General features: G+C 70.3%; 10 protein-coding genes, 1 tRNA gene and 2 pseudogenes. 1 reads left to right on the top strand and 12 read right to left on the bottom strand.

From position 1 onward, the window contains the following. Positions 1-32: 32 nt before the first annotated feature. From rpmE to ACIPPS_RS01800, 9 genes are all read right to left on the bottom strand, one after another. On the bottom strand, positions 33-251 hold the full coding sequence (rpmE, locus tag ACIPPS_RS01760; RefSeq protein WP_137993330.1) for a 50S ribosomal protein L31: 219 nt from the start codon (positions 249-251) through the stop codon (positions 33-35). Positions 252-416: 165 nt separating this feature from the next. Then, positions 417-1,508 carry an LCP family protein gene (locus ACIPPS_RS01765; protein ID WP_401425583.1) on the bottom strand — a complete coding sequence of 364 codons (1,092 nt, stop codon included), beginning with the start codon at positions 1,506-1,508 and terminating at the stop codon, positions 417-419. Between the two features lie 205 nt (positions 1,509-1,713). Beyond that, entirely contained in the window at positions 1,714-3,750 is a 2,037-nt protein-coding gene (gene rho, locus ACIPPS_RS01770) for a transcription termination factor Rho (protein WP_401425585.1), read from the bottom strand. A 383-nt stretch (positions 3,751-4,133) separates the two neighbouring features. Continuing rightward, a complete protein-coding gene (gene thrB, locus ACIPPS_RS01775) occupies positions 4,134-5,051 on the bottom strand; it encodes a homoserine kinase (protein WP_362003829.1) in 918 nt (305 codons plus the stop codon). A 269-nt stretch (positions 5,052-5,320) separates the two neighbouring features. Next, complete coding sequence (gene thrC / locus ACIPPS_RS01780; RefSeq protein ID WP_401425589.1) at positions 5,321-6,391, bottom strand: threonine synthase; 1,071 nt, start codon at positions 6,389-6,391, stop codon at positions 5,321-5,323. A 6-nt stretch (positions 6,392-6,397) separates the two neighbouring features. Further along, on the bottom strand, positions 6,398-7,690 hold the full coding sequence (locus ACIPPS_RS01785; protein WP_401425591.1) for a homoserine dehydrogenase: 1,293 nt from the start codon (positions 7,688-7,690) through the stop codon (positions 6,398-6,400). A 132-nt stretch (positions 7,691-7,822) separates the two neighbouring features. Further along, positions 7,823-9,214 (bottom strand): diaminopimelate decarboxylase, encoded by a 1,392-nt coding sequence (gene lysA / locus ACIPPS_RS01790; RefSeq protein WP_401425593.1) that lies wholly within the window; start codon positions 9,212-9,214, stop codon positions 7,823-7,825. Positions 9,215-9,225: 11 nt separating this feature from the next. Further along, positions 9,226-10,440, bottom strand: coding sequence for an ArgS-related anticodon-binding protein NrtL (nrtL, locus tag ACIPPS_RS01795; protein ID WP_401425595.1), 1,215 nt, complete (start codon positions 10,438-10,440; stop codon positions 9,226-9,228). A 141-nt stretch (positions 10,441-10,581) separates the two neighbouring features. After that, on the bottom strand, positions 10,582-11,040 hold the full coding sequence (locus ACIPPS_RS01800) for a response regulator (RefSeq protein ID WP_401427152.1): 459 nt from the start codon (positions 11,038-11,040) through the stop codon (positions 10,582-10,584). Positions 11,041-11,208: 168 nt separating this feature from the next. Here ACIPPS_RS01800 and ACIPPS_RS01805 point away from each other — a divergent pair. Then, positions 11,209-11,280 (top strand) — tRNA-Arg (locus tag ACIPPS_RS01805). Between the two features lie 656 nt (positions 11,281-11,936). Here ACIPPS_RS01805 and ACIPPS_RS01810 read toward each other — a convergent pair. The 3 genes and pseudogenes from ACIPPS_RS01810 to ACIPPS_RS01820 all read right to left on the bottom strand — a co-directional run bounded on the left by ACIPPS_RS01810 (position 11,937) and on the right by ACIPPS_RS01820 (position 14,851). Continuing rightward, a pseudogene (locus ACIPPS_RS01810) lies at positions 11,937-13,309 on the bottom strand (tyrosine-type recombinase/integrase). Beyond that, positions 13,306-13,476 (bottom strand): helix-turn-helix transcriptional regulator, encoded by a 171-nt coding sequence (locus ACIPPS_RS01815; protein ID WP_401427154.1) that lies wholly within the window; start codon positions 13,474-13,476, stop codon positions 13,306-13,308. The pseudogene ACIPPS_RS01810 and the gene ACIPPS_RS01815 overlap by 4 nt, the downstream one beginning before the upstream one ends. Next, positions 13,473-14,851 (bottom strand): annotated as a pseudogene (locus tag ACIPPS_RS01820) (replication initiator). Before ACIPPS_RS01820 ends, ACIPPS_RS01815 begins: the two are co-directional and overlap by 4 nt. Between the last annotated feature and the right edge of the window lie 101 nt (positions 14,852-14,952).

Here is a 14,952-nt window from a genome sequence, read left to right on the forward strand (position 1 = left end):
GGGGAGCGACCAAGGACCGGCGCAGTGACGTGCTACTTCTTGGCCGCAGCCTTGCCGAAGCGGGCCTCGAAGCGGGCGACGCGGCCGCCGGTGTCGAGGATCTTCTGCTTGCCCGTGTAGAACGGGTGGCACTCGGAGCAGACCTCGGCACGGATGGTGCCGTCGGTCAGCGTGCTACGAGTGGTGAACGACGCGCCACAGGTGCAGCTGACCTGGGTCTCGACGTACTCGGGGTGGATCTCGCGCTTCAAGGTGTCTCCTAGTTTCGGGAGGGCTCCGGGTCGCCGTGCGGGATGCACCTGCGTGAACCGGGGCCGACGTACCAGTCTGCCAGGACCGGCCGTATCTCCCAAAACCGGGTCCGTGGTGAAACTATTCCGGGCCGGGTACGGCGCCTGGCGCGGCCGGCCCGGGGGCTATCGCACGACGCCGTCGGCCTTGCCGGTGGCGGCGTCCTCGGTGGCGGCGGCCGGGATCGGCCTGTCGCCCTTGAGCGCCTGCCAGACCTGCTGGGACTGGGCCTGGAGCGGGAGGACGCGGTTCGGGTCGGCGGGGTCGTACCGGACCGGCATCGTGACCATGTGGACGTCCTCGGAGCCGAGCTTGCCGAGCCCCTGGGCGAAGCTCCTCAGTTCGTTGACCGAGTTGAGCTCGGAGTCGGTGGTGATCGCCTTGGTGGCGGTGTCCGCGACGTCGAGGAGCTTCTTCGGGTTGGTGAGGACGCCGATGTCCTTGACCTGGTCCATGAAGGCCTTCATGAACGCCTGTTGGAGCTGGATGCGGCCGAGGTCGCTGCCGTCGCCGACGCTCTTGCGGGTGCGGACCAGGCCGAGCGACTGCTCGCCGTCGAGGGTGTGCGTGCCCGGGGCGAGGTCCAAATGACTCTTGGTGTCCTTGATGGGCGCGGTCGTGGTGATCTCCACGCCGCCGAGCTTGTCGATCAGCTCCTTGAAGCCGGTGAAGTCGACCTCGATGTAGTGGTCCATGCGGATCCCGGACATCGACTCGACGGTCTTCACGGCGCAGGCCGGTCCGCCGACCTCGTACGCGGTGTTGAACATGGCCCGCTTGTCGGCGCGGACGGCGGCGCCGCGCTCGTCGGTGCAGGCGGGGCGGTCGACGAGGGTGTCGCGCGGGATGGAGACGACGCTGGCCTTCTGGTGACCCTCGTAGACGTGGACGACCATCGCGGTGTCCGAGCGGGCGCCGCCCTCGTCCTTGCCGTAGGCGCCGTTGTCGCCGGAGCGGGAGTCGGAGCCGAGCACCAGGATGTCCATCGAGCCGTTGTCGACGTTCTTGGGCCGGTCGGTGCCGAGCTGGGCGTTGATGTCCACGCTCTTCAGGTTGCCGTCGAGCTTGACGTAGGCGTAGCCGAGGCCGGAGCCGCCGACCACGACGATCGCGGCGGCGCTCCAGGCGGCGACGGTCACCGCGCGTCGGCCCTTGGCGGGCTGCTTGCGGCGGCGGCCGCTGCCCCGTATTCGGCCGCCCTTGTTCTGCTCGGTCATCTCGATACCCCAGGTCTATGGTTCACCTTCTGTGACGGCGAAGCACCCGAAAGGGTTGCATACGAACCTGAGAGGTTTCGCAGAGCGACGCTCCACAACGCATCGCGCCCACCGTGCGGGGCACGGTGGGCGCGATGGTTTGTCCAGGTCACGGCAGGGTCACGGCCCCGAGGCCGGTTCCGCGCCGTGTGACTGAGGTCTCGCCTCAGTCGTTGTTCCCGCCAGGAGTCGTCTTCTGGATCTGGAGCAGGAACTCACCGTTCGACTTCGTCTGCTTGAGCTTGTCGAGCAGCAGCTCGATCGCCTGCTGCTGGTCGAGGGCGTGCAGCACACGACGCAGCTTCCAGGTGACGGCGAGCTCGTCGCTGCCGAGCAGGATCTCTTCCTTACGCGTGCCCGAGGCGTCGACGTCGACGGCCGGGAAGATGCGCTTGTCGGCGAGCTTCCGGTCGAGCTTGAGCTCCATGTTGCCGGTGCCCTTGAACTCCTCGAAGATCACCTCGTCCATGCGCGAGCCGGTGTCGACCAGCGCGGTGGCCAGGATGGTCAGCGAGCCGCCGTCCTCGATGTTCCGCGCGGCACCGAAGAAGCGCTTCGGCGGGTAGAGCGCGGTCGAGTCGACACCACCGGACAGGATGCGGCCGGAGGCCGGGGCGGCGAGGTTGTACGCGCGGCCCAGACGGGTGATCGAGTCGAGCAGGACGACCACGTCGTGACCCAGCTCCACGAGGCGCTTGGCGCGCTCGATGGCCAGCTCGGCGACGGTGGTGTGGTCCTCGGCCGGACGGTCGAAGGTCGAGGAGATGACCTCGCCCTTGACCGACCGCTGCATGTCGGTGACCTCTTCCGGACGCTCGTCGACCAGGACGACCATCAGGTGGCACTCGGGGTTGTTGTGGGTGATCGCGTTGGCGATCGCCTGCATGATCATGGTCTTGCCGGTCTTCGGCGGGGCCACGATCAGGCCTCGCTGGCCCTTGCCGATCGGCGACACGAGGTCGATGATCCGCGTGGTCACCACACCCGGGTCGGTCTCCAGACGGAGCCGGTCCTGCGGGTAGAGCGGGGTCAGCTTGTTGAACTCGGGGCGACCGCGGCCGGAGTCGGCGGCCATGCCGTTCGAGGAGTCCAGGCGCACCAGCGCGTTGAACTTCTCGCGGCGCTCGCCCTCCTTCGGCTGGCGCACGGCGCCGGTGACGTGGTCACCCTTGCGCAGGCCGTTCTTGCGGACCTGGGCGAGCGAGACGTACACGTCGTTCGGGCCGGGCAGGTAGCCGGAGGTCCGGATGAACGCGTAGTTGTCGAGGATGTCGAGGATGCCCGCGACGGGGATCAGGACGTCGTCGTCGGCGACCTGCGGCTCGCCGGTCGCGAAGTCCTCACGGCCACGACGGCCACGACGGTCGCGGTAGCGGCCGCGACGGCCACGACGGCCGCCCTCGTCGTCGAAGTCGTCCTGCGGGCCGGTGTTCTGCTGCTGGCCGCCGCCCTGACGCTGCTGACGCTGGCCGCCCTGGCCACCGCCGCCCTGCTGGTCGTCGCCCTTGCCGCCACGCTCGCGGCGGTCGCGCTGACGCTCGCCGCGGTCACGGCGCTCGCCCCGCTCGCCGCGGTCACGGCGGCCGCGGCCCTCGGCGGTGTCGGCGGCGCTCTCGGCCTTGGCCTCGGCGGACGCGTCCGTACGGGACTCGGTTCGGGAGTCCGTCCGGGTGTCGGCCTTGGTGTCGGTCTTGACGGCCTGGGCGGTCTCGCCCTTGGCCTCGCCCTCGGGGCTGCCGGCGGGCGCGGTGGCGCGACGACGGCGGCGCTCACCGGCCGGCTGGTCGTCGGAGGCCGGCTGGCCGGGGATGTCGATCTGCTGCTGGGCGACGGCCTGCTCGGCCTTCTCCGCCTTGGGGGCAGCGGTCTCGGCGGCGCTCTCGGCCGTACGGGCCTTGGAGGTGGCGCGGCGCTTCGGCTTGGTCTCAGCCGTGTCGGCGGCGGCCTTGGCGGGGGCGGACGTACCGCCGCCGGCCTGCGCCTCCTTGATGACCTCGATCAGCTGGCTCTTGCGCATCCGCGCGGTGCCCCTGATGCCGAGGCCGGACGCGACCTGCTGCAGCTCGGCCAGGACCATGCCCTCGAGGCCGGTGCCGGAGCGGCGGCGCCGTGCGGTGGTGCCAGTGGCAGCACCTGCGGCGGGCGCGGAATTGTCGACGGTGTTGTCGGCAGTCACGCCCATCAGATCGGTGGTGTCGCTCACGAAGGGTCCTTCCCTGGAGCGGACGTCGGCCATCTGGCTCGGCGACCGGTTGTGCTGTCCGACAACGGTCCTGGCTTGTGGTCCGTGTCGGGGCGGTGGTCCCGCCGGGTACGGCGGAAGAGAAAAAACGTGCTTGGGTCCGGCCCGAGGCCCCCTGCTCGGCCCTCACACAGGATGAGCGAGGGGTGTCGTGCCGGTTCCGGAGCGTGCTCGAAACTGCTCAGGCAGGCTGCTCAGGCAGTTGGGGAGGCTCCCGGAAGAATCGGTGGTCCCGGATGGGGACACTCAGCACCGCGCCACAAAGGCGCCGGGTGCTGACTTGAGGTTAACACTACCGGCTCCAACAAACATTCCCCCTCTCCCTCACCGGCAATCACGTGTCCCTATGGCGCCAGCGGCAGGACACTCGCTCCGGACACATCGAGGTCGAGCCGGTTCGCGGCCCATCCCTCGCCCGCCAGTCGGGCGACCTTGTCGGCCGACCCGTGTTCGGCCAGCGCGAGCACCGTGGGTCCCGCGCCGGAGATGACCGCGGGGACTCCGTCCGCCCGCAGCCGGTTCACCAGGGCGATGCTCTCCGGCATCGCGGGGGCCCGGTACTCCTGGTGGAGCCGGTCCTCGGTGGCCGAGAGCAGCAGTTCGGGACGGCGGGTGAGCGCCTCCACGAGGAGCGCGGCGCGACCGGCGTTGGCGGCGGCGTCGACGTGCGGGACGGTGCGCGGCAGCAGGCCGCGGGCGGTCTCGGTCAGTACGGGCTTCCCGGGGACGAAAACCACCGGAACGATGGAATCGGAGGGGTCCATCCTGATCGCCCGCGCGGCGCCGGACTCGGTCCAGGCGAGCGTGAAGCCGCCGAGCAGACAGGCGGCGACATTGTCGGGGTGTCCCTCGATCTCGGTGGCGAGTTCGAGGAGGGCCGCCTCGTCGAGGCGGCTGTCGCCGCCTATCGTCACGGCGCGGGCGGCGACGATGCCGGCGCAGATGGCGGCGGAGGAGGAGCCGAGGCCGCGGCCGTGCGGGATGCGGTTGGCACAGACGACCTCGAGACCGCGCGGCTGTCCGCCGAGCAGGTCGAAGGCGGTACGCAGGGAGCGTACGAGCAGGTGGCTCTCGTCGCGCGGGAGCGTGTCGGCGCCCTCTCCGGCGATGTCGATGTGCAGCCCGGAGTCGGCGACCCGGACGACGACGTCGTCGTAGAGACCCAGCGACAGGCCGAAGGCGTCGAAGCCCGGACCGAGGTTGGCGCTGGTGGCGGGAACGCGCACCCTTACGGCGGCGGCGCGGAACGCGGGACCGGCCATCGCTCGATGACTCTCCTTGACTTGCGACTACGGGTTTTCAAGAGAAGTACACGGAAACCCGGGGGCCGCTTCTGCCTCGGGGGCGACAACGGCAACGACACCGCGCATATGCAACGGGGCGGGTTCGGTACAGCCTATCGAAGGAAGGTTCTGTGGCGACATAGGGCGCACAGGAGGCGCACGATGCGTGTCGCAAGCCTTCCTGTGCGCCTATGTACGTTCCTGATCGGGTTTCACCCCGATGGGAACCCCCGGGCGAGGGGGTCGGATCAGGCCAGGCCGAGGCGCTCGGCCGCGGCGGCCGCGTCGACCGGGACGGTGACCGGCTGCGGCGCGCCGGCGACGGCCCAGTCGGGGTCCTTCAGGCCGTTGCCGGTGACGGTGCAGACGATCCGCTGCCCCGGGTCGACCTTGCCCTGCTCGGCGGCCTTCAGCAGACCGGCGACGGACGCGGCGGAGGCGGGCTCGACGAAGACGCCCTCCTGCGCGGCCAACAGGCGGTAGGCGCGCAGGATCTCACGGTCCGTCACCTCGTCGATGAAGCCGCCCGACTCGTCGCGCGCGGCGATCGCGTAGTCCCACGAGGCCGGGTTGCCGATACGGATCGCGGTGGCGATCGTCGACGGGTCCTTGACGATCTCGCCGCGCACGAGCGGCGCGGAGCCGGAGGCCTGGAAGCCCCACATGCGCGGGGTGCGGGCGGCGAGGCCGTCGGCCGCGTACTCCCGGTACCCCTTCCAGTACGCCGTGATGTTGCCGGCGTTGCCGACGGGCAGGACGTGGATGTCGGGGGCGTCGCCCAGCATGTCCACGATCTCGAAGGCGGCGGTCTTCTGACCCTCGATACGGACCGGGTTGACGGAATTGACCAGCGCGACCGGGTAGTTGTCGGAGAGCGCGCGGGCCAGGTCGAGGCAGTCGTCGAAGTTGCCGTCGACCTGGAGGATCTTCGCGCCGTGCACGAGGGCCTGGCCCATCTTGCCGAGCGCGATCTTGCCCTGCGGGACGAGGACGGCGGACACCATGCCGGCGCGTACCGCGTAAGCCGCCGCGGACGCCGAGGTGTTGCCGGTGGAGGCGCAGATGACGGCCTGCGCGCCCTCCTCCTTGGCCTTGGAGATGGCCATCGTCATGCCGCGGTCCTTGAAGGAACCGGTGGGGTTGGCGCCCTCGACCTTGAGGTGCACCTCGCAGCCCGTGCGCTCGGAGAGGACCTGAGCGGGAACGAGCGGCGTGCCGCCCTCACGGAGCGTGACGACCGGCGTCGTGCCCGTGACCGGAAGACGGTCCCGGTACTCCTCGATGATGCCGCGCCACTGGTGGGTGCCCTTGCTGGTCATGGGTCCTTACTCCCCTTCAACACGCATGATGCTGGCGACACCGCGCACGGTGTCGAGCTTGCGCAGCGCCTCGACGGTCCCGGAGAGGGCGGCGTCGGGCGCGCGGTGGGTGACGACGACGAGGGAGGCCTCGCCGTCCTTGCCCTGCTGGCGCACCGTATCGATCGATACGCCGTGCTCGGCGAAGACCGTCGCGACCTGGGCGAGTACGCCAGGCTTGTCGGCCACGTCGAGGCTGATGTGGTACCGCGTCACCACGTCGCCCATGGGGCTCACGGGCAGCTGGGTGTACGCGGACTCCCCGGGGCCGGTGGCCCCGTCGAGCTTGTTGCGGCACACGGCGACCAGGTCGCCGAGGACGGCGGAGGCCGTCGGGGCGCCGCCGGCGCCGGGGCCGTAGAACATGAGCTGCCCGGCGGCCTCGGCCTCGACGAAGACCGCGTTGTAGGCCTCGCGGACGGAGGCGAGCGGGTGGCTCAGCGGGATCATCGCGGGGTGCACGCGCGCGGTGACGGACTCGCCGTCGGCGGCCCGCTCGCAGATCGCGAGCAGCTTGATGGTGCAGCCCATCTGCTTGGCCGAGGCGAAGTCGGCGGCGGTGACCTCGGTCATGCCCTCGCGGTAGACGTCGTCGAGACGTACGCGGGTGTGGAAGGCGATCCCGGCCAGGATGGCGGCCTTGGCGGCGGCGTCGAAGCCTTCGACGTCGGCGGTCGGGTCGGCTTCGGCGTACCCGAGCGCGGTGGCCTCGTCGAGGGCCTCGCTGTACCCGGCACCGTTCGAGTCCATCCGGTCGAGGATGAAGTTGGTGGTCCCGTTGACGATGCCCATGACGCGGTTGATCTTGTCGCCGGCGAGGGATTCGCGCAGCGGCCTGATCAGGGGAATCGCCCCGGCGACGGCGGCCTCGTAGTAGAGGTCCTCGCCGTGCTCCTCGGCGGCGGCGTAGAGGCTCGCGCCGTCCTGGGCGATGAGCGCCTTGTTGGCCGAGACGACGGAGGCGCCGTGCTCGAAGGCGGTGGTGATGAGCGTACGGGCGGGCTCGACGCCGCCGATGACCTCGACGACGACGTCGATGTCGCCCCGTTTGACCAGGGCGGTGGCGTCGGTGGTGATCAGCTCGGCGGGGATGCCCGCGCGGACCTTGTCGGGCCGGCGGACCGCGACGCCGGCGAGCTCGACCGGGGCGCCGATGCGCGCGGCGAGGTCGTCGGCGTGCGTCGTCATGATGCGCGCCACCTCTGAGCCGACCACTCCACAGCCCAGCAGCGCCACCTTCAGCGGACGCGTACGCATCATCCGACCTCGTTTCTCGTACTACTTCGTATCTCTACGGTGGGACCAGTCTCACTCACCGGACGAGGGTTTCTGTCCCTCGTCCGGATCCTGAGATATCTCGGGGGTTTGGGGTGCCCCTCCATAAAACCAGCATCACCCGACGTCGAGACGCAGGAGATCTTCCTCCGTCTCACGCCGGACGATGACGCGCGCCTCGCCGTCGCGGACGGCGACGACGGGCGGGCGGAGGGCGTGGTTGTAGTTGCTCGCCATGGACCGGCAGTACGCGCCGGTGGCCGGGACGGCGACCAGGTCGCCGGGCGCGATGTCGGCGGGCAGGAACGCGTCCCGTACGACGATGTCGCCGCTCTCGCAGTGCTTGCCGACGACGCGGACGAGCATCGGCGCCGCGTCGCTGACGCGCGAGACGAGGGCGACGCTGTACTCGGCGTCGTACAGCGCGGTGCGGATGTTGTCCGACATGCCGCCGTCGACGGAGACGTACGTACGCAGCCCTTCGAGGGGCTTGACGGTGCCGACCTCGTACAGCGTGAAGGCGGTCGGCCCGACGATGGCGCGGCCGGGCTCGACGGAGATGCGCGGGGTGGCGAGCCGGGCCGCGTCGCACTCGCGGGCGACGATCTCCTTGAGGGCCTTGGCGATGTGGTGGGGCTCGCGGGGGTCGTCGTCGGAGGTGTACGCGATGCCGAGGCCGCCACCGAGGTCGATCTCGGGGAGCTCGACGCCGTGCTCGTCGCGCACCTCGGCGAGCAGCTGGACCACACGCCTGGCGGAGACCTCGAAACCAGCCATGTCGAAGATCTGGGACCCGATGTGGGAGTGGATCCCGATGAGCTCGAGCCCGTCGAGGCTCAGCGCCCGGCGCACGGCCTCGGCGGCCTGCCCGCCGGCGAGGGCGATGCCGAACTTCTGGTCCTCGTGCGCGGTGGCGATGAACTCGTGGGTGTGCGCCTCGACGCCGACGGTCACCCGGATCTGGACGCGCTGGCGGACGCCGAGGGACTGGGCGACGTGGGCGACGCGGACGATCTCCTGGAAGGAGTCGAGCACGATCCGCCCGACGCCGACCTCGACGGCACGCCGGATCTCCTCCTCGGACTTGTTGTTCCCGTGGTAGGCGATGCGCTCGGCGGGCATGCCGGCGGAGAGGGCGGTGGAGAGCTCGCCGGCGGAGCAGACGTCGAGGTTGAGCCCCTCCTCGGTCAGCCAGCGGACGACGGCGCGGGAGAGGAAGGCCTTCCCGGCGTAGAACACGTCCGCCTCCTGGCCGAAGGCGTCGGCCCAGGCGCGGCAGCGGGCGCGGAAGTCGGCCTCGTCGAGGAAGTAGGCGGGGGTCCCGAACTCCTCGGCGAGCGCGGTCACGCTGAGCCCGCCGACGGTCGCCTGTCCTTCGTCGTTACGGCTCACGGTCCGAGCCCAGACCTTGGGATCGAGCGCGTTGAGATCGGCCGGCGGGGCGCTGTAGTGCCCTTCGGGGAGGACATCGGCGTGACGGGGCCCGGCGGGGTGGGCGGAACGGCTCATGTCTGCATCTTTCAAATCTGGTCGGGTGCGCTGATGCCGAGCAGGGAGAGGCCACCGGCGAGCACCACCCCGGCGGCTTCGGCGAGCGCGAGCCGGGAACGGTGGGCGGCCGAGGGTTTCTCGTCGCCGAGGGGCAGGACGGTGTGCTGGAAGTCGAGCAGCGCGTCGGCGACGACTTCGAGGTGCCGGGCGACCCGGTCGGGGGCGCGATGGCGGGCGGCGACCGCGAGCACGGCGGGGTGATCGCCGAGGGCACGGAGGAGGGGGTCGCCGAGGGGGTGGGGCGGGGTGTCGGCCGGGGGCTGGGGAGCGGGGTCGACCGAGGGGCCGGCCGGGGCCTCGGCCTGGGGAGCGGGGGGCGTCTGGGCCGGGAGCTCGGGCGGGGGCCCGGCCGGGTAGTCGGCCGGCGTCGCGGTGGGGGCTTCGGCCTGGTGGGCGCGGGGTTGCGGCGGCCGGCTTCCGAACCCCAACCGCGCGGCGTTCCGGGTCAGGCCGCGCGCGCGGGCGTGGGCGTACCGGACGCGGAAGAGGGGGTTGCTCTCGTGCTGCCGCAGGAGCAGGTCGTCGAGGGGGGCCCGATCGTGTGCGGCGGCGCAGAGCAGCCCCCAGCGGGCGGCGTCGCGCCCGAAACGCCGGAGGAGTTCGGTGGCGGTGTACGGGACGGGGAGCGGGGCGATGTCGGTGGCCAGGCGGCCCCGGGCGTCCTGTGCCTCGATCCGTACGCCGAGGTCGGCCCAGGCGGGGTCGGCGGCGTCCTCGCACGCGGTGCGCACGGCGTACCCCTGGCTCACCAGGATGCGCCGCACGGCGTCGGCGGTGACGGCGGCCCGGACGTCGGCGCGGTGGACGGGCTGGGCGACGTCACCGGTGGGCGCCAGGCGGCCGTACCGGTCGCCGCGCCGAAGGATCTCGCGCACGAGGTCGTGCCGGGCGTCGCGGCGCAGGGTGAAGTTGAGGAAACCGGGCCCGGTGATGTCGACGGCGGCGATCCCGGGGCTCGGGTGGAGCCGGTCGCGGAGGATCGCGGCGACGTCGAGGGGCGGCCGGTGGGCGGCGCGGGCGAGGGTGAGGGCGACGTTGCTGGCGTAGTCACCAAGGCCGCCGGGGCGAGGCCGCTCGACCCGGACGACGTCGGGCACCTGGTCGCCGGCGACCGTCAGCGCACCGTCATCGACCGCGCTGCGCACGGCGCGCAGCACGGTGAGGGAGAGGTCCGCGGGGGTCACGGGACAAGCGTAGGGGAGAAGGGGGGTCGGAACGCGAACCGGTTTCGCGATGCGGTCACCGCGGCCACTGGGGAGTGCCCGGAAAGTATGGCGGTCAGCCCGCAGGGCGTCGCGAGCCAGGCCAGACTTTCCGGACACGACCTAAGGGCAGGTGCCGGCGCGTCCGACCCCGTGTCTGCCATCGACCCCCGACGGCCCCTCCTGTCCGCCACGCCGCTGCCCGGGCTCCCGCCCGTCGCGGTGCATGAGCTTGCGTACGACGCGTACGAGCTCGGCCGGTTCGAAGGGCTTGGCGAGGAACGCGTCGACGCCGACGGCGACGCCGCTGTCCGTCTCGTACTGGGTGCAGGCACTGACGATGGCGACCGGCAGATGACGGGTACGCGGATCGGACCGCAGTCTCTCGGCGGTACGCAACCCGTCCAGCCGGGGCATGACGACGTCGAGGGTGACGACATCAGGCTGGACCTGATGCACGACATCCAGACACTCGGCACCATCGGCCGCGGTCACGACCTCGAAGCCCTCAAGCTCGAGATTGACCCTGATCAACTGCCGGATCACCCGGTTGTCATCGACAACGAGCACCCGACCGGACATGCCTGACACACCACGAGAGTAGGTCGCGGGGAGTGGCTGCGTCCGGGTTTTGCCCACTTCCGACCCGTGAGGGGGAACGAGGGCCCGGTGACGCCACGGAAATACCTGTTCACAGCCACGGCTCGGATGCTGGTAGGGTTCTACCCGTCGCCGCCGAACGCGGCGGACGCCCCCGTAGCTCAGGGGATAGAGCAACGGCCTCCGGAGCCGTGTGCGCAGGTTCGAATCCTGCCGGGGGCACTTCGCAGGAAGTGCCAAAAGACCCCGTGATCAGCGGAAACGCTGAATGCGGGGTCTTGTTGTGTGTGCAGGCGGGTGCAGCGCTGAGCGGCCGTATGTCGAGGTCTGTGGACGAGACGTGGACGGGATCTTGATGCATCGCCGCAGGTGAGAACGCGGAGGTGGCGACTGCCTAACATCGCCATGCGGCCAGCGAGCAGGGACGTCATGGATGCCGTCGATGCAGGCAATGCCGTCGCTCCGCAAAAGGCCACTCCTGCGAGGAAAGGATCTCAGGCGGAGCGGAGGAGACCGGCGTACGGACACGCGTGCGTCGGCAACTCGCTTGCGGCCTATGCCTGTTCGTCTGACCAAACGCCGAACTGGCAAGGTTCGCATCGTTAGACTCCCTCGCGACGGCGGCCAGCGACGGAGCATACGGAGGATATGGATGAGCGCGAGCGGGACCCGCACTTGCTCTTGGTGCGGCGAGGGAGGGCACGACAGGCGGTCGTGCGACGTCTCCCCCAACGCTGGGAAGTGCAGCGTGTGTGACTACCGCGGGCATGACAAGCGCAACTGCCCGCGCAAGTGAGGAAGCATCACCGCAGCTAAGGCTCGCAGCGAAGAAGGCCCCAGACGATATGCCTGGGGCCTTAGTGATGGGACGGAACGGCTTACTCGTATTCGCGGAGTAGTTCCTCGATGCGCCGGTTGGCGACGTCCTGACGACCATCGAGGCACTTCGCGTAGCGGGTCAGCAGCACCTCGACGCTGTTGCCGGCGCGCTCGGCCACCTCGGTGGGATCGACGCCCGCGTTGAGCCAAGTCGACAGCGCCGAGTGGCGAAGGTCGTACGGCCGGCTCGCAAGCGGAGAGGCCGCGGTGGCCGGCGGAAGCGCGAGGAACCGGGCTTCCTGCCACACACGGTAGTAGGTGGAAGACGGAACCACAGAGCCCTTCTCGCTGAAGAACAGGCGCCCGTCGGCCGCCGTTCCGAAGGTGCTCAGATGCTCGCGTAAGACGGCGACGAGGTGGGGCGGGATTGGCACCCGGCGGACGTCCTCGGTCGGTCGATTCTTCAACCCGCGGTCATCGTGGGTCTCCCCCGAGTCGGTCCACCGCCGACCCACGGAGGGGCGTGTCCGATGAAGCACAGCGGAGCCCCAACCTCGCCCGGGAAGAACCAAGTCGGTTTCGACCAGGCCGACCGCTTCAGCCGGCCGAAGGCCACCGAAGTACATGGCGGCAAAGAAGCCGACGAGTCGACGACCACGGGCACGCTGATACCCACCCACGTATGAGACAGCCGCCAGGAGGTTGCGAGCCTGCTCGGGATTGGCGACAACTCGAGGGTCGACCTGGTTGGACACCTTCGGCTTCTGCCAGCGAATGGCCGCGATCGGATTCTCACGCAGCTCCCCAAGGTCCACCGCGTAGCTCGCTGCATTCACAAGCGTTCGACGCTTGCGCCTCACGGTTTCCGCTGCCGCCGCAGTTCCGTCGAGCTTGAGTTTCAGAGCGTCGAGCACCGCCCGGGCGATGGCGGGTTCGGCCAGATCGGCGAGCGGCCGGGAAGCCTTGGACACCCAGTGAAGGACGTTGCGCACTTCGTCGGGTACCTCTCGACCATCTGGGCCCGGCATCACGAAGGCCCAGTTGCGCAGCGCTCGACGGATCAGCTCATCAGCCGGTCGGCCAGGGTGCTCAGTGAGAAGTTCCACTGTCACGCAGTGAGCGATTCGTTGATGCCGTCGCGCGTATTGGGGGCGGCATGTGGCCACTTCATCGCGAGGTACCTAAGAGCGAAGTCGTACCACGATACGACCGACTTCTTGTCCTCCATCGACCCCGGGAGACCGGACTCCGTGTCGAACTCCTCGCCATCCCTCATCGCGCGCATGAGCTTCGTACGGTAGTGATCGGCAAGCGCCTTGGTGCGGAAGGAATCCGAGAAGACGTCCCCCGCGACTGACCAGCGGACACCGTACGAAGGTGTCTTGGTATCACGCTTGCGGACACCCCACACCTTCACCGTGAGGGACTTCACGCCGCCACCTCCAGCCGCCGAAGCCACGAGGCGAAGTCGCTCCGCCAGACTCGGAGCTCTCCATTGGGGAGCTTGAACGCGGCCGGCCCCTGACCCAGCTCGCGCCAGCGGTAGAAGGTTCGCCGGGACACCCCGCCCAGCTCGGCGAGGATCTGCGGCACGGTCATGAGTTCGTCACGCCGACGGTCCACAGCGGGGCTCCTTTCGAGTGGTCGTACGACGCGTTCGCGAGACGTTGCATGCCATGGGCTAGGAGGTGCTCCGCGGACGTCCAGCCAGTGCCGGCGAAGCGCCAGTGGGAGAGGACCAGGACGGTGTCCGGGTCGGGCAGCGGGTGGCCCGCCTCGGCGGCACGTTCGCGCGTGAGCGCTTCGTTGTGGTCGGCGCGTTCCTTGCGGAGGGCGCCGAGGGTGACGGAGTAGGCGCGAGACTTGGTGGAGAAGTGGCCGCGGAAGCCGAGCATGTGGGCCCACCTGCGCAGACGCAGGTCTTCCAGCTCGGGACGCCCGCCGAGGCGCCAACAGGTGAGGATCATCCGGCGGGCGTGGTCGGTGACCTTGGTGCCGATCAGGTCCGTGACCGGGTTGCGGTGGGGCGGCCCAGGGTTCCGGCGGTCTCGGCGCCCTTGGTGGCGTACTTGGCAATGTACGCGGCGACGGCACGGCTGGAGAGTTCCGAGGTGCCCGTGAAGTCGGCGGAGCGGATGGGCCGGATGTCGAGCTGTTCGCCGAACCGAAAAGCGTGCGGACGGCCATCGAGGACCGGGCCGGGAGCCTCGGCGAGGCGGGCCGCCGAGCGGATCGCGTCGGTGAGGAGTCCGGCCGTCGCCCAGGCCGGTGGGGCGTCCTCGGCGCCGTCCGGGCCGTCCAGGCGGATCACGGCGTGGAAGTGGACGGCACCTCGCCGCTGATACTCGGCGACCTTGGCGTACGAGACCTTGAGGCAGTCGCGTAACGCGGAGCGGGCGACGCCGGCGCGGGAGGCGAGCTGCTGGCGCAGGTAGGTGGCGAACCGGCTCCAGAGCGCACCGGCGTGCGCGTTCCACAGGACGGCGGCGCGGTAGTCGTACCGCTCCGGGTCGAGCGGGGTACCCAGCACGGCATCCCCCTCCGGGTGGAATCGGCCGCAGCGGCACCGGCCACCGGCGGGCCGGTTGTGGACGGGACCGAAGGAAGGGGCGGTGAAGGTGGCGAAGACACGTGGGTGACCGGAGACGGCCGGACCGATGCCCTTGCCGCCGCTCAGCCCGGCGGTGACGAGGTGGAACGTGTCCCTGCGGTACGTCTCGGCGCAGGAGGCGCACCGGGTGACCCGGCGGTTGTTGCAGCGGATGAGGAGCTGACCGGCGGGAAGGCCACGACCGGTGATCTCACGGACGATCTCACCCGTGGCGGTCTGGACGTCGAGCCGGTGGCCCTCCATCCGTACCGGCCTCTCGCAGCCGCCGAGGCGCTGGATCTGCCGGGCGTAGCCGCCGAGATCACCGTGCCGGGCGAGGCTTGCCAGCTGGTGGATGGCTCCGGTCGGAGCCGTGGGACGCATGTGCGGGTTCCTCCTGACGTGGTCGGCTGTTCGGGATGGGACGTCCGGACCCTCACCTGTCGAGGGGGCTAGACAGTGAGGGCGGACCGGACGGACAGAGC

Source organism: Streptomyces sp. NPDC090127, from assembly GCF_044746945.1.
Lineage (GTDB): Bacteria > Actinomycetota > Actinomycetes > Streptomycetales > Streptomycetaceae > Streptomyces.

Bases quoted from the DNA above. Each gene is read 5' to 3' on its own strand.
- ACIPPS_RS01765 (WP_401425583.1), bottom strand. From the start codon at position 1,508: ATGACCGAGCAGAACAAGGGCGGCCGAATACGGGGCAGCGGCCGCCGC.
- thrB (WP_362003829.1), bottom strand. From the start codon at position 5,051: ATGGCCGGTCCCGCGTTCCGCGCCGCCGCCGTAAGGGTGCGCGTTCCC.
- thrC (WP_401425589.1), bottom strand. From the start codon at position 6,391: ATGACCAGCAAGGGCACCCACCAGTGGCGCGGCATCATCGAGGAGTAC.
- ACIPPS_RS01785 (WP_401425591.1), bottom strand. From the start codon at position 7,690: ATGATGCGTACGCGTCCGCTGAAGGTGGCGCTGCTGGGCTGTGGAGTG.
- lysA (WP_401425593.1), bottom strand. From the start codon at position 9,214: ATGAGCCGTTCCGCCCACCCCGCCGGGCCCCGTCACGCCGATGTCCTC.
- ACIPPS_RS01800 (WP_401427152.1), bottom strand. From the start codon at position 11,040: ATGTCCGGTCGGGTGCTCGTTGTCGATGACAACCGGGTGATCCGGCAG.
- ACIPPS_RS01815 (WP_401427154.1), bottom strand. From the start codon at position 13,476: ATGACCGTGCCGCAGATCCTCGCCGAGCTGGGCGGGGTGTCCCGGCGA.